Annotated in this window: 14 protein-coding genes; 4 read left to right on the top strand and 10 right to left on the bottom strand. The window is 69.4% G+C overall.

Annotated features, from left to right (window positions below):
- On the top strand, positions 1-147 hold a 147-nt coding region (locus VGC18_RS00435), incomplete at its 5' end, for a CGNR zinc finger domain-containing protein (RefSeq protein WP_331093080.1).
- Positions 148-223: 76 nt separating this feature from the next.
- Here VGC18_RS00435 and gatA read toward each other — a convergent pair.
- The 3 genes from gatA to VGC18_RS00420 all read right to left on the bottom strand — a co-directional run bounded on the left by gatA (position 224) and on the right by VGC18_RS00420 (position 2722).
- Positions 224-1747 carry an Asp-tRNA(Asn)/Glu-tRNA(Gln) amidotransferase subunit GatA gene (gene gatA, locus VGC18_RS00430; protein WP_331093078.1) on the bottom strand — a complete coding sequence of 508 codons (1524 nt, stop codon included), beginning with the start codon at positions 1745-1747 and terminating at the stop codon, positions 224-226.
- Positions 1747-2046 (bottom strand): Asp-tRNA(Asn)/Glu-tRNA(Gln) amidotransferase subunit GatC, encoded by a 300-nt coding sequence (gene gatC / locus VGC18_RS00425; RefSeq protein WP_331093075.1) that lies wholly within the window; start codon positions 2044-2046, stop codon positions 1747-1749. The genes gatA and gatC overlap by 1 nt, the downstream gene beginning before the upstream one ends.
- 160 nt (positions 2047-2206) lie before the next feature.
- Complete coding sequence (locus tag VGC18_RS00420) at positions 2207-2722, bottom strand: MarR family winged helix-turn-helix transcriptional regulator (RefSeq protein ID WP_331093073.1); 516 nt, start codon at positions 2720-2722, stop codon at positions 2207-2209.
- Between the two features lie 39 nt (positions 2723-2761).
- On the opposite strand from VGC18_RS00420, the gene VGC18_RS00415 reads away from it, so the two are divergent.
- Positions 2762-3694 carry a DMT family transporter gene (locus tag VGC18_RS00415; protein ID WP_331093071.1) on the top strand — a complete coding sequence of 311 codons (933 nt, stop codon included), beginning with the start codon at positions 2762-2764 and terminating at the stop codon, positions 3692-3694.
- Here the strand turns inward: VGC18_RS00415 and VGC18_RS00410 are convergent.
- The 7 genes from VGC18_RS00410 to VGC18_RS00380 form a co-directional block, all read right to left on the bottom strand.
- Positions 3642-5117, bottom strand: a complete 1476-nt coding sequence (locus VGC18_RS00410) for an alpha/beta hydrolase (RefSeq protein WP_331093069.1) — start codon at positions 5115-5117, stop codon at positions 3642-3644. The genes VGC18_RS00415 and VGC18_RS00410 overlap by 53 nt on opposite strands.
- Positions 5118-5271: 154 nt before the next feature.
- Positions 5272-7557 (bottom strand): NAD-dependent DNA ligase LigA, encoded by a 2286-nt coding sequence (ligA, locus tag VGC18_RS00405; protein WP_331093067.1) that lies wholly within the window; start codon positions 7555-7557, stop codon positions 5272-5274.
- A 54-nt stretch (positions 7558-7611) separates the two neighbouring features.
- Positions 7612-8706, bottom strand: coding sequence for a tRNA 2-thiouridine(34) synthase MnmA (mnmA, locus tag VGC18_RS00400; RefSeq protein ID WP_414672840.1), 1095 nt, complete (start codon positions 8704-8706; stop codon positions 7612-7614).
- Positions 8707-8797: 91 nt separating this feature from the next.
- Positions 8798-9049 (bottom strand): hypothetical protein, encoded by a 252-nt coding sequence (locus VGC18_RS00395; RefSeq protein ID WP_331093063.1) that lies wholly within the window; start codon positions 9047-9049, stop codon positions 8798-8800.
- A 35-nt stretch (positions 9050-9084) separates the two neighbouring features.
- Positions 9085-9315: a hypothetical protein gene (locus VGC18_RS00390; RefSeq protein ID WP_331093061.1), complete on the bottom strand. Its 231-nt coding sequence runs from the start codon at positions 9313-9315 to the stop codon at positions 9085-9087.
- Positions 9315-9620, bottom strand: coding sequence for a winged helix-turn-helix domain-containing protein (locus VGC18_RS00385; protein ID WP_331093059.1), 306 nt, complete (start codon positions 9618-9620; stop codon positions 9315-9317). The genes VGC18_RS00390 and VGC18_RS00385 overlap by 1 nt, the downstream gene beginning before the upstream one ends.
- Positions 9621-9965: 345 nt before the next feature.
- On the bottom strand, positions 9966-11180 hold the full coding sequence (locus tag VGC18_RS00380) for a cysteine desulfurase family protein (RefSeq protein ID WP_331093057.1): 1215 nt from the start codon (positions 11178-11180) through the stop codon (positions 9966-9968).
- Positions 11181-11239: 59 nt separating this feature from the next.
- Here VGC18_RS00380 and glgX point away from each other — a divergent pair, with 59 nt between their 5' ends.
- Both glgX and ybaK read left to right on the top strand, forming a co-directional pair.
- The gene (gene glgX / locus VGC18_RS00375; RefSeq protein WP_331093054.1) at positions 11240-13279 is read left to right on the top strand and encodes a glycogen debranching protein GlgX; all 2040 of its coding nucleotides are present in this window, start codon (positions 11240-11242) and stop codon (positions 13277-13279) included.
- Positions 13280-13282: 3 nt separating this feature from the next.
- On the top strand, positions 13283-13756 hold the full coding sequence (ybaK, locus tag VGC18_RS00370) for a Cys-tRNA(Pro) deacylase (protein ID WP_331093052.1): 474 nt from the start codon (positions 13283-13285) through the stop codon (positions 13754-13756).

Below are 13756 nucleotides of genomic sequence, written 5' to 3'. Positions count from 1 at the left end.
ACCGCCCGTCTGCGGAGCTGCGCGGCCGACGACTGCACCGGACTGCTCGTCGACCTGTCGCGCAACGGCTCCAAGCGGTTCTGCAGCATCCGCTGCGGCAACCGCATGAACATGATCGCCTTCCGCGAGCGGGCGGGCTCGAGCTGAGCGGGTGCACGCCGAAGGTGGCTCGGCCCCGATAAAGGGCGGCCCCGGTCGAGGCCGGTATTCGCGCGGCTGAGCCCTAGGCCAGCTCCGGCGCCCGGCTGATCAGGGTGCCGCCCCAGCTGTCCTCGAGCAGGGTCTCGATGACCGCCCCGTACTCGTAGAGCCGGGCATCCGCGCGCGCCGGCGCCATGATCTGCAGGCCGGTCGGCAGCCCGTCCTCGGGGGCGAGCCCCATCGGCAGTCCCATCCCGGGGATGCCCGCGAGGTTCGCGGGGATCGTCGTGACGTCGTTGAGGTACATGGCCAGCGGATCGTCGATCTTCTCGCCGAGTTTGAACGCGGTCGTCGGGGCCGCGGGGCTGATCAGGATGTCCGCCCGGTCGAAGGCGCTCGCGAAGTCGCGCTGGATGAGCGTGCGCACCTTCTGGGCGCTGCCGTAGTAGGCGTCGTAGTAGCCGGCGCTCAGGGCGTAGGTACCGAGGATGACCCGGCGCTTCACCTCCGGGCCGAAGCCGGCCTCGCGGGTCGCGGCCATGACGTCCTCGACGGTCCCTCCGCCAACAGGGTTGACCCGGAGGCCGAATCGCACCGAATCGAACCTGGCGAGGTTGCTCGAGGCCTCTGCGGGAAGAATCAGGTAGTACGCGGCGACGGCGTACTCGAAGTTCGGGGCGCTCACCTCGACGATCTCTGCTCCGTTGGAGGCGAGCAGCTCGAGGGTCTCGTGGAAGCGCTGGCTCACCCCTGGCTGGAATCCGGGGGCGTCGAGCTCCTTGACCACGCCGACGCGCACGCCGTTGAGGTTGCGGGTCTGCTGGCCCTTCCGCGCCGCCGCGGTGAAGCTCGGCCAGTCGTCACTGAGGGAGGTGGAATCGCGTGGATCATGACCGCCGATCACGTCGTGGAGCAGCGCGGCGTCGAGCACCGTGCGAGTCACGGGGCCCACCTGGTCGAGACTGCTCGCGAGGGCGATCGCGCCGTACCGACTCACCCCGCCGTAGGTGGGCTTGACGCCGACGCTTCCGGTGACGGCCGCCGGCTGACGGATGGACCCACCCGTGTCCGACCCGAGGGCGAGCGGTGCCTCGAAAGCCGCGACGGCCGCGGCGCTGCCGCCGCCGGAACCGCCGGGGATGCGATCGAGGTCCCAGGGGTTGTGCGTCGGGCCGAAGGCGGAGTGCTCCGTCGAGGAGCCCATCGCGAACTCGTCCATGTTGGTCTTGCCCAACGGGACGAGATTGGCCTCACGCAGCTTGCGAACGACCGTGGCGTCGTAGGGCGGGACCCAGCCCTCGAGGATGCGGCTGCCCGCGGTCGAGGGCATGTCCAGGGTGCAGAGGACGTCCTTGATGGCGATCGGGACACCGGCGAGCGGGCCGAGCTGGTCGCCGCTGCGGCGAAGCACGTCGATGCCCTCCGCCGTGTCGATGGCATCCTTCGAGATGTGCAGGAAGGCGTGCACATCGCCGTCGACGGCGGCGATCCGGTCGAGGTGGGCGCGGGTGACCTCGACGCTGGAGATCTCGCGGGAGGTGAGCAGCTCGCCGAGGGAGGCGGCGGACAGCCTGGTGAGGTCGACGCTGCCGTTCGAGGCGGCCATTACTGCTCCTCGCCGAGGATCGCGGACACCTTGAACCGGCTGCCGTCGTGTTCGGGGGCGCCGCTCAGGGCCTCGTCGGCGCTCAGGGTGTCGCCGACGACATCGGAACGGAAGACGTTGCTGAGCGGGATGGGATGGCTCGTCGCCGGGACGTCGGCGGTGGCCACCTCCTGCACCTTGGCGATCGACTCGAGGATGACGTCCAGCTCGCCGGTGAGCTTCTCGATCTCCTCGTGGGTGAGCGCGATGCGCGCCAGATTGGCCAGGTGAGAGACCTGTTCGGTCGTGATCTCGGACATTCGACTCCGTGCGTCTGGTTGCCGGTCAAGGCTGTAGAAGATGACACCCCAGTCTATTCCGGCCCACCGGGGTCTCCCGGCGCCAACGAGGCCCCGGCTCGCTCTAGCGCCTCGGATCGGCCTCCACGACGGCCGAACCCGCCCTCATCGCTCGGACCGATCATCCCTCCTGCCCCGGCTGATCCTCGAACTGTGCCAGCCACTTCGTGAGCAGGGATTCCAGCTGCCCCCTCTCCCGCTCCGTGAAAACTCCGAGGAGTCGGCGCTCGTTGTCCATGTGTTCCGGAAAGACCAGGTCGATGAGCGCCAGCCCCTTCGCGGTGAGAGCGACCACCCTGCCCCTGGCGTCGTCGTCGCTGATACGTCGTGTGACCAGTCCGGCCCGGATCAGACGGTCAACGCGTTTTGTCATCGCTCCGGTGGTGACCATCGTGAAGGCGGCCAGCTCACCCGGGGCACGTTCGAATGGCTCGCCCGCACGCCGGAGAGCCGCCAGGACATCGAACTCGCCCTCCGTCAGATCGTGTTTGTCGTAGACAACCACCAGCTCGGCTGTGAGGACCGCCGCGAGCCGATGGAGTCGCCCGATCACTCCCTGAGGGCGCACGTCGACATCCGGACGCTCCTTCGCCCACTCCCGTTGGATCCTGGCCACACGATCAACAGAGCTGCTCATCGGTCCATACTAGCTTCCCGGGAAGATATAGTATCTTCCATGGAAGTTAATTTCCGATGGTTCGCAATCACCGCGATCGCGCCCCTCGCGTGGGGATCCACCTATTTCGTCACCCGGCATTTCCTGCCACCCGATTACCCGCTGTACGGTGCGGTGATCCGGGCGCTGCCCGCGGGCGTCGTGCTTCTCGCGATCGTCAGAGAACGTCCGCGCGGATCGTGGTGGTGGAAGTCCGCGGTGCTCGGCGTCCTGAACGTCGGAGCATTCTTCACGCTGATCTACGCGGCCGCGCAATTGCTGCCCTCCGGGCTCGCGGCGACCCTCATGGCCATGTCGCCGCTGACGATGTTGCTGTTGGCCTGGCCGCTGCTCGACGAACGACCCCGCCTGGTCTCCCTGTTCGGTGCGGCCATCGGAATCGCCGGTGTATGCATCATGCTCGGCGGAGGCCGCGGATCGGTGAACGGTCTCGGGATCCTTGCCTCGTTGGTTGCGATGACGATGTCCTCAACGGGATACCTCCTTGCCAAACGGTGGGGTTCCGAGGTGAGGATATTGTCTCTGACCGCCTGGCAGCTGATCGCCGGTGGTCTGTGTATCCTCCCCATCGCCATTGTCGTGGAGGGACGATTTCCGTCGCTCGATGGCCCGGCCGTCGTCGGATTCGCCTATGTCACCGTCGTGGCGACGGCGGTGGCCTTCTGCGTGTGGTTCGCCGGCCTGCGGCGCCTCAGCGCGGGAGCCGTCGGTCTCATCGGGCTCCTCAACCCGGTGATGGGAGTGCTTCTCGGTGCTGTCCTCGGCGCTGAGCCCTTCGGCTGGCCGCAGGGCATCGGATCAGCACTCGTCCTCTGCGGCATCGTCGCCGGTCAACCGCGATCCGTCCGAACGCGACCGCCAGGGACGGGGATCGTGAGGGCTATTTCGCCCCGGCGATGGTCCGGCCGGCGTCGGCGAGTGTCCCGTCGGTGACGAGGGAGTCCTGTCCGATGCCGATGAGGGCGAGGTTGCGCATCGCCTCGCTGCCCGGGTCGAAGTAGCCGAGGTGGCCGATCGCCGGCGTGAGCTTCTTGTGGGTCACCGCATCCGTTCCGCCTGCGACGCTCATCTTGTGGGCGCCGAACGCGGCGGTGCCAGGATCGCTGCCGTAGAAGGCCGTGTTCACGACCGGGTCCCAGGCAGCCTCCCCGACATAGACGTTGTCACCCTTCACGTCGAGCTGGGACGCCGACTGGGCGGCGCTGCCCGGCGAGCCGATCATCGCCAGCGCGTTCACGGTCACGTCGCCCTTGGCCAGCTCGATCATGGCGGCGGTCGAGCCATAGGAGTGGCTGATGAGCGTCACGTACGGCTCCGAGCCGGCCCGGACCGCCTGCACGCCCCGCACGGCGTTGCCAAGGAACTTCGCGCCCTCGTCCGCTCGGTCGAGGGAGGCGATGCTCAGCACACCGGGGGTGTCGTACCCGATCCAGGCCACCGTCGCGGTTGTTTTTCCCGCCATCGAGTCGTCGCTCGCGGCCAGGAGCTTCAGCCAGCTCGCCTGCTCCGTGTAGAGGTCCTGGGCGATGACCGTCCAGTCGTACATCTGCCCGTCGACGGTGAAGAACATGCCGGGCACCAGGTAGCTCACGTAATCCGCGGTGGCGAGGTCGCCGACGACGACGGCGGCGCGGGTCTCGCCCTTCGGGTCGAAGGTCAGCAGCTGCCGCCTCGGCTCCCCCGGCTTGGTCGCGAGGGTGCGCTGCACCTGTTCCAGCACGTCGAGGTGATGCCGCCCCTTGACCAGCTGCGCGCGCCCGAGGCCGGAATCGACCGACGATCGTTCCTTCGCGATGGCCTGCTTCAGGGCGAGCCGATTGGCCGCGTCCCGTGCCTGGAAGGGCAGCCCGTCCAGGTTGCCCACCAGCTCCGGCACGGTCTTGCCGAGCGAGACCCTGGTCGCCGCGGGCAGATCTGCCCACCACGAGGTGACCGCGGCCGCCTTGGGCGGGCTGACGATCATCCGCTCGATCGACGACGGGTTCTTCGCCGCGAACTGCGCGACCTGTGACCGCGGGAGCAGTCCGATCCGGTCGAGCAGCGCGCTGCCGTCCAGATGGGAGAGCAGCGTGGGGTCGAGCCGGGTGGAGACCGGTGTGGTCGGGTCGGCATTCCGGCCGGCGTCGATGAGGTCTCCGATCCCGGAGGGATCCTGGACGGACGGGTCGGCTGTCACCACCAGGGCGGAGACCTGATGGGCGATTTCGCGCAACCCGAAGGCCTCCGAGACGCCGTTCATGGCGCCGGAGGTGTACAGCATGGCTGCGACGTCGAACAGCACCGGTTGGCGGATCCAATCATCGGCAGTGACCTCCGCGACGACGCTCTCGCGGTGCCACAAACCGTTCACCCCCATGATAGGGAGAATCGGGTCCGTTTCCTAGGCTGGACGGTCGTCGCCCAGGGTCTGCCAAGCGTCGCGGACCGCCCTCACCGGGCCGCGGTGTGCCTGACGATCCTGGCCGCCGGCCGGGCGCAGTCTCCGCCGTCCGAGCCGGGCGCAGACTCCGCTATTCGGGAGGCTCCGGTCGTTCCGCCTCGAGTGCCTCCGGCCCGGACTCGAGCAGCCTCGCGAACTGCGCCGCGTCGATGATGGTGACCCCGAGCTCTTCCGCCTTGGCCAGCTTGGAGCCCGCTCCGGGACCTGCGGCGACGTAGTCGGTCTTCTTCGAGACGCTCGAGGCCGCCTTCCCGCCCGCCGCGATGATCGCCTCCTGAGCGCCCTCGCGGGTGAAGCCCTCGAGGCTGCCCGTGGCCACGACCGTGAGCCCCTCCAGGAGACCGCCGGCCCGAGCGGCCGCACCCGGCCCCGGGTGACCGGGCGTCGCGAACTGCACGCCGGCATCCGTCCAGCGCTCCACGATCTCGACGTGCCAATCGACGGCGAACCAGTCGATCACCGCGTCGGCGATGATGCCGCCGACACCGTCCACCGCCGCGAGCTCCTCCCTGGAGGCGTCCCGGATCGCCTGCACGGAGCCGAAATAGGCGGCGAGCGCCCTGGCGGCGACGGGCCCGACATGCCGGATGCTGAGCGCGACCAGAATGCGCCACAGCTCCTTGGTCTTCGCCCGCTCGATCTCGTCGAGCAGCCTCACCGCCGCCGTGGACGGGACGTACTCCTCGTCGCCGGCGAAGGGGGCAGCGGGATCGAAGTCGCCGTCTCGCTTCTGCCGCTTGCGCTTGAACGGCGATTCCGTTCGCGGGGTGCCGTCGTCGTCGAGCTTGACGAGGCCGGTCTCCGAGTCCCTGACCGTGACCCTGATCGGGAAGATGGCTGGCAGGGTCAGCGCGAACAGGCCCGCCTCGGTGACCAGCGGCGGCTCCTCCGGGAAGTCCGGCTGGGTGAGCGCCGCGGCACCGACCTCCCCGAGGCCCTCGATGTCGAGGGCGCCGCGCGATCCGACGTGCTCGACCCGCCCCCTCACCTGTGCCGGACAGCTGCGGGCGTTCGGACAGCGCAGATCGACGTCGCCCTCCTTCGCCGGCGCGAGCGCCGTGCCGCATTCCGGACAGTGGCTGGGCATCACGAACTCGCGCTCGGAGCCGTCACGCAGTTCGACGACCGGCCCGAGCACCTCGGGAATCACGTCGCCGGCCTTGCGGAGCACGACGGTGTCCCCGATCAGCACGCCCTTGGCCTTCACCACGTCCTGGTTGTGCAGCGTCGCCTGGCGCACCTCGCTGCCCGCGACCCGCACCTTCTGCATCACCGCGAAGGGGGTGACCCTGCCGGTGCGGCCGACGCTGACGACGATGTCGAGCAGCTTGGTGTTGACCTGCTCCGGCGGATACTTGTAGGCGATCGCCCAGCGGGGGGCCCTGCTGGTGGCGCCGAGCTCCTCGTGCAGGGCCAGCTCGTCGACCTTGATGACGATGCCGTCGATCTCGTGCTCGACGCTCGAACGATGCTCGCCGAAGTACTCGATGAACCGGGCCACCTCCCCCGCGGTCTTCTTCACCTCGTAGTGCGAGCTCGTCGGCAGACCCCAGCCGGCCAGGAGGCGGTAGATCTCGGATTGCGACCGCACCGGCGGATCCGGCCAGGCCCCGATGCCGTGCACGAGCATGCTCAGGCGGGCGAGCCGCCTGTACATCCGTTCGAGCTGGGCCTCCGACTTGTTCTCCCGCACCTGACGGAGGCTGCCGGACGCCGCGTTCCTGGCGTTGGCGAACACCCGCTCGCCCGCGGCGACCTGATCGGCGTTGAGCCGGTCGAAGACCTTCGACTCGAAGAAGACCTCGCCGCGGACCTCGACGAGGGGCGGATGACCGGTGCCGGCGAGGCGCGCCGGGATGCTCGGCACGAAGGCGATGTTCTGGGTCACGTCCTCCCCGACGACTCCATCACCGCGGGTGGCCGCGCTGACGAGCAGACCGTTCTCGTACCGCAGGTTGATCGCGAGACCGTCGATCTTGAGCTCGCAGAGATAGTCGACCGCGCGGCCGGAGTCCCGCTCGACCTTCGCGGCCCAGGCCTCGAACTCCGGGACGGAGAAGACGTTGTCGAGGCTCAGCATCCGCTCGGCGTGCCTGACCGGGGCGAAGAGCGTCGTCTCGGCGCGGCCCCCGACGGTCTGGGTCGGCGAGTCCTGGCTCTGCAGCTCGGGGAACAGGCGCTCGAGCTCCTGAAGGCGGCGCAGCATCCGGTCGTATTCGGCGTCGTCGACGAGCACCTCGTCGCGCTCGTAGTACGCATCGCGCAGCTCGAGGATGCGCGTGGTCAGTGCTCCCGCCTCGTCACCGGCCTGTTCGAGGCTCAGCCGCTCGGCGTCCTGGTCGTCGTCGTTCGCCATCCGCCCAGCCTAAACGGCGCCCGCGACATCGCGGAGGGGCTTGCGCGAGGGTCGTCAGCGGGTGGCCGGCTCCGGCACCGCGGACACGGTCCGGTCGATCGTGCACTGGCCGAGCACACGGGTGCCCAGGTAGACCACCGCGGTCTGACCGGGAGCGACACCGCGCAGGGGCTCGACCGGTGTGATCACGAGTGCGCCGTCGCGGACAACGGCAATCGCGGCGACCGGGTCGGAGTGCGCGCGGATCTGCACGTGGCAGTCGAAGGGAACGGACGCATCCTCCGGCGGCAGCCCAGCCCAGCTGAACGTCGCCCCGGAGATCTCGGCGATGTCGAGCGCCTCCTTCGGCCCAACGACGACGGTGTTCGTCTTCGGCTGCACCTCGAGCACAAACCGCGGGCGGCCGTCGTCGGCGGGGAATCCGATGCTCAGCCCCTTGCGCTGGCCGACGGTGAAGGCGTGCGCGCCCTCGTGAGTGCCGAGCACGGCGCCTGACCGGTCGAGGATCTGACCCTGTTCGGCGCCGACCCGCTCGGCCAGCCAGCCGCGGGTGTCGCCGTCGGGGATGAAGCAGATGTCGTGGGAGTCCGGCTTGGTGGCGACGCTGAAGCCGCGGGCGGCGGCCTCGGCCCGCACCTCCGCCTTCGACGGCGTCGCGCCGAGCGGGAACATGCTGTGCGCGAGCTGCTCTGCCGTGAGCACACCAAGCACGTAGGACTGGTCCTTCGCCCAGGCGGCCGCCCTGTGCAGCTCCCGGTTGCCGTTCTCGTCGGTGAGGATCGTGGCGTAGTGGCCGGTCGCCACCGCGTCGAAGCCGAGGTCGATGGCCTTCTCGAGCAGCGCGGCGAACTTGATCCGCTCGTTGCAGCGCATGCACGGATTGGGGGTGCGGCCGGCGGAGTACTCGGCGATGAAGTCGTCGACGACGTCGAGCTTGAACCGCTCGGAGAAGTCCCAGACGTAATAGGGGATGCCGATGATGTTGGCGGCCCGCTGGGCGTCCATCGAGTCCTCGATGGTGCAGCATCCGCGGCTCCCTGTGCGGAGCGTTCCCGGCATCCGGCTCAGGGCGAGGTGGACGCCGACGACGTCGTGGCCAGCGTCAACGGCGCGCGCCGCGGCCACCGCGGAATCGACACCACCGCTCATCGCCGCCAGAACCTTCACCGCACAAGTCTAAACGGCGCCGCGCGAGACGTGCCCGCAAAACCGGTGGGGCCGCGAGGGCCGCGCCCGGCGGTCACGGCAGGTCGGCGATGGCCTTCTCGATGGCGGCGAGGCGCGCGTTCAGGTCGTCGAGCTGCACCGCGACGTGGCGATTCAGCGCGGTCGCCTCCTCGGCGAGGGCCTTGTAGTGGCCGCCCTGCCCCGCATCGGCGACATACCTGCGCGTCTCGAGGCTCTTGCCGACGACCCGGCGCACGGTGTTCGCGAGAATGGCCACGATCACGACGATGGCAAGCCACACGAACGGGCTCGAAAGGAATTGCACGGTGTCCTCCTCCCTGAAGTCTAGGGCGAGGCGGCCTAAGGGATGTCGGTGAGGGTCTTCTCGACGACCCCGAGTCTGGCCTCGATGTTCTCCAGCCGTTCGGCGACCGCGCGGTTGGCCGCGGTGCTCGCCTCGAGTGCGCCCGCAAGCTCCGCCGAAGGCCCTGAGTAACGTTTCGACTTCCAGTATGAGTTGAGGATCGCGTAGGTGATCCCTCCCGCTATCGCCACCACGGGAATCAGCGCACCGACCGCTCCGGCATCCATCAGTTCTTCTCGCTTTCTGTGTGTGCTACCGCGGCGACGAGGGTCTCCGCGGTGAGGTTCAGGGTGAACGGCACGACCTCGAAGAATTTCATGGCCTTGCCGTCGTCGGACATCTCGAGATGACCGGTCACGAACCCGGCCTCCTCGAGCTTGGTGAGGTGCATGTACAGCAACGCCCTGGACATCCCCATGCGCCGGGCGAGCTCGCTCACGTGGAGTGTCTCGCCGGTCAGCAGCGCGAGGATACGCATGCGCTGAGTGCTCGAGATGGCGGAGAGCTTGCCGCTGAGCTCCTCAGCATCCATATCCACCATCCCTGACACCTGTTAGTAAAATGTTACAGGCCGCAACCGCGCCGCCGCAAGCCCTCCCCGTGCATAACTCCTGCAGAATTTCTCCGAGGTCCCTTCGACGGGGGTCGAAGCCGGTCTGCGAACGCGGATCGCAGGAGTTATGCACGACGGCGTGGCGCGCCGGACCGTCTCGGCGCATCGACCGTCTCGGCGCATCGGACACGGGCGACGGCCCCGCGGCGGGACGACGGCGTGCGCGGCGGGACGACGTGCGCGGCGGGACGACGTGCGCGGCGGGAACGTACGCGGCCGGCGGGAGCGCGACCGGCGACGAGAGCCGTTCCCGACGAGAGCCGTTCAGCGGCCGAGGGCGACCGCCCGATCGGAGTAGCCGGCGCGTGCAGCCCGTGCGACCGCCTCCGGCAGCGCCGCGAGGAAGGTCTCCACCTCGGCCGCCGTCGTCGTGTGGCCCACGGTGATGCGCAGCGCGCCGCGCGCCTCCGCCTCGCTCAGGCCCATCGCGAGCAGCACGTGCGAGGCCTCCGGGATGCCCGCCTGGCAGGCCGACCCGGTGCTGACCGACACGCCGGCCGCATCGAGCAGGAACAGCAGGGAGTCGCCCTCGCAGCCGGGGAAGGTGAAGTGGACGTTGTTGTCGAGCCGGTCATCGGGGTCGCCGCGGAGGACGGCGGAGGGCACGGCCGCCCGCACCCCGGCGATGATCCGGTCGCGCAGCCCCACCAGGGACGGTGCCGGATGCGCCGCCGCGACCCCGAAGGCGATGGCGGCCGGGGCGTCCTGGGTGCCGGAGCGCACGTCGCGCTGCTGACCGCCTCCGTGGATGAGCGGCACGAGACTCGCGGTGCGGGACAGGGCGAGGGCGCCGATGCCGAGCGGTCCGCCAATCTTGTGCGCGGACACCGAGAGGGCGGCGAGCCCGGAGGCCCGGAAGTCGATGGGGAGATGCCGATAGGCCGAGACGGCGTCCGCGTGCACGGGAACGCCGTGCGCCGCGGCGAGCGCCACGGCCTCGGCCACCGGCTGGATCGTGCCGACCTCGTTGTTCGCCCAGAGCAGGGTCACGAGCGCGATGTCGTCGTGGGCGGCGAGGGCATCCTCGAGCGCCTCGAGCCGGACGCGGCCGACGGAGTCGAGCGGCAGCCATTCGACGATCGCACCCTCGTATCGCTCGAGCCACTCGACGGTGTCGATGGTGGCGTGGTGCTCGCCGCGGGGAACGAGGATGCGCGGGCGCCGGAGCGGTGCCGCCCCGCGCGCGGCGGCCGCCGTGCCGGACGACGCGGCATCCGGCACCCCGTTGCGCGCCCAGTACAGCCCCTTGATCGCCAGGTTGACCGATTCCGTGCCCCCGGAGGTGAACACGACCTCGATCGGCTCGCAGCCGAGGGATGCGGCGACCGCCTCGCGGGCCTCCTCGAGCATCCGCTTCGCGTTCTGGCCCTGGCTGTGGATGGAGGAGGGGTTGCCGACGATGCCGAGCGCCGAGGTGTAGGCCGCCATGGCGGACGGGAGCATCGGCGTCGTCGCGGCATGGTCCAGGTAGACGACCACAACCTCTCCCTCCGCCTGGCGCGATCCGTGACGAACGCGCAGTCATTACTCTAGAACGCGTGCCTGAAACCGACCCCCTGACCGATCTCGGCGTCCGATCCGGTCCGGAGGGCGGCCGGATCAGGGTCTGGTCGGCGAGCGCCACGGCGATCGAGCTGTGCGTCTTCAGCGAGAAGGACCCGAGCTGGGTCGCCGAATACATCCCCCTGTCGAAGGATGCCTCCGGCGTCTGGTCGGGCGGCTCCCCCAGTCTGCGCCCGGGAACGCAGTACTCGCTCAGGGCGACGGGACCGACCGGACCGACCCACCGGTTCGATCCGTCGCTGCACCTGATCGACCCGTATGCGCGCGGACTCTCCCGCACCGCCGACGGCGGCTGGCGCTCCTACGTCCAGGACGAGGCCTTCGACTGGGCGGGGACGAGCAAACCGAACGTCCCGCTCGACCACACGGTGATCTACGAGGCGCATGCCAAGGGCATCTCGAAGCTCAACCCGGCTGTCCCGGAGGAGCTGCGCGGCACCTATGCCGGCCTCGCCCACGATTCGGCCATCGGCTATCTCAAGGACCTCGGCGTGACCGCCATCGAGCTGTTGCCCGTGCACCAGTTCGTCACCGAGCAGCGTCTGGTCACGCAGGGTCTCGTCAACTACTGGGGGTACAACACCCTCAACTTCTTCACCCCGCACGCCGCATACGCCTCCAGGGCGGCCCAGTCCGGCGGGACCGGCGCCGTGCTGCGCGAGTTCAAGGGCATGGTCAAGCTGCTGCACGAGGCCGGACTCGAGGTGATCCTCGACGTGGTCTTCAACCACACCGCCGAGGAGACCGTCGACGGGCCGACGAGCTCGCTGCGGGGCCTGGACAACGCGAACTACTACCGGCAGGACGCCAGGGGCAGGTACATCGACACCACCGGATGCGGTAACACGGTCGATTTCGGCACGCCCGCCGCTCAGCGGCTCGTGCTCGACTCCTTGCGCTACTGGGCGAACGAGGTGCAGATCGACGGCTTCCGCTTCGACCTCGCCGCCACCCTGGGACGCGACGCCCGCGGCGACTTCGACCCCGAGCATCCGCTGCTGCGCGCGATCGTGGACGATCCGCGGCTGGCCGGGGTGAAGCTGATCGCCGAGCCGTGGGACATCGGTGCGGGCGGCTGGCAGGTCGGCGGCTTCGGCAGGGGCTGGTCCGAGTGGAACGACGACTACCGCGACCGGGTGCGCGACTTCTGGCTCACCGACATCGGCGCCGCGCGGGCGCACGGGGTCGCCCCCATCGGGATCGGGCAGCTCGCGTCGAAGCTCTCCGGCTCGGCCGGGGTGTTCTCCCAGGAGCGCGGCCCGCTCGCCTCCGTCAACTTCGTCACGGCCCACGACGGCCTCACGCTCGCCGACCTGACCGCGTACAACCACAAGCACAACCTCGGCAACGGCGAGAACAATCGCGACGGCACCGACAGCAACCACTCCTTCAACTACGGCATCGAGGGCCCGACCCACGACGCCGCGGTGCTGAGCGCGCGGGAGAAGGCCATCCGCAATCTGCTCGGCACCCTCCTGCTCTCCGCCGGGCTGCCGATGATCACCGCCGGCGACGAGTTCGGACGCAGCCAGCGGGGCAACAACAACGCCTACTGCCACGACAGCGAGCTCGTCTGGCTTCCGTGGGAGCGCGAGGACTGGCAGGACGACCTGCTCCGCGTCTCCAAGCGGCTGCTGGCCCTGCGGCGGGAGCATCCGGCGCTGCGCCCCGTGCGATACGGGATCTTCGGCGAGACGGTACCCTCCGCCACCCAGATGGACTGGTTCAACAAGGAGGGCCTGTCGATGTCGGCCAGGGACTGGGACTCCCCCACCGAGAGGACGCTGCAGTACCTCGCCGCCTCGACACCGGAGTTCGAGGAGTTCAACCGCATCCTGCTCATCGTGCACGGCCTCGAGGTGGAGGAGACCGTCTGCCTGCCGGAGCACGAGGGGGTCGCCTCCTACGAGCTGCTCTGGAACAGCGCGGACGACCACGCGCCGATCGAGACCCATGCGCCCGGTGACGAGCTCACCCTCGCGCCGGCGTCCATGCAGCTGTTCCAGGCGCGCTGACCCATGGCGGGCACTCCGGCCACCGTCGCCCTCACCCGGCTCGGGATCCCCTTCGTCCAGCACGAGTACTCCCACGATCCGTCCGTCGTGGCCTTCGGGCTGGAGGCGGCCACCGCCCTCGGGGTGGAGGCCGATCGGGTGTTCAAGACGCTGCTCGCCGATGCCGACGGCAGGCTGGTCGTCGGCATTGTCCCGGTGACTGGCCACCTCGATCTCAAGGCCCTCGCCGCGGCGGTGGGCGCGAAGAGGGCCGTCATGGCGGATGCCGCGGTGGCCGAACGCAAGACGGGTTACCTGGTCGGCGGCATCAGCCCGATCGGCCAGAAGTCGCGCCTGACGACCGTTCTCGATGAGACCGCCGAGCTCTTCGACACCGTCTTCGTCAGCGGCGGCAGGCGCGGTTTCGACATCGAGCTGGCGCCGCTGGACCTGATCAGCGCGACGAACGCCGTGCTCTCCGCGATCGGTCGCGCCTGA

Source organism: Lacisediminihabitans sp. (assembly GCF_036404185.1).
Classification (GTDB): Bacteria; Actinomycetota; Actinomycetes; order Actinomycetales; family Microbacteriaceae; genus Lacisediminihabitans.
Note: the sequence above shows the minus strand (reverse complement) of the source record. Positions and strands in the feature narration are given on the sequence as shown.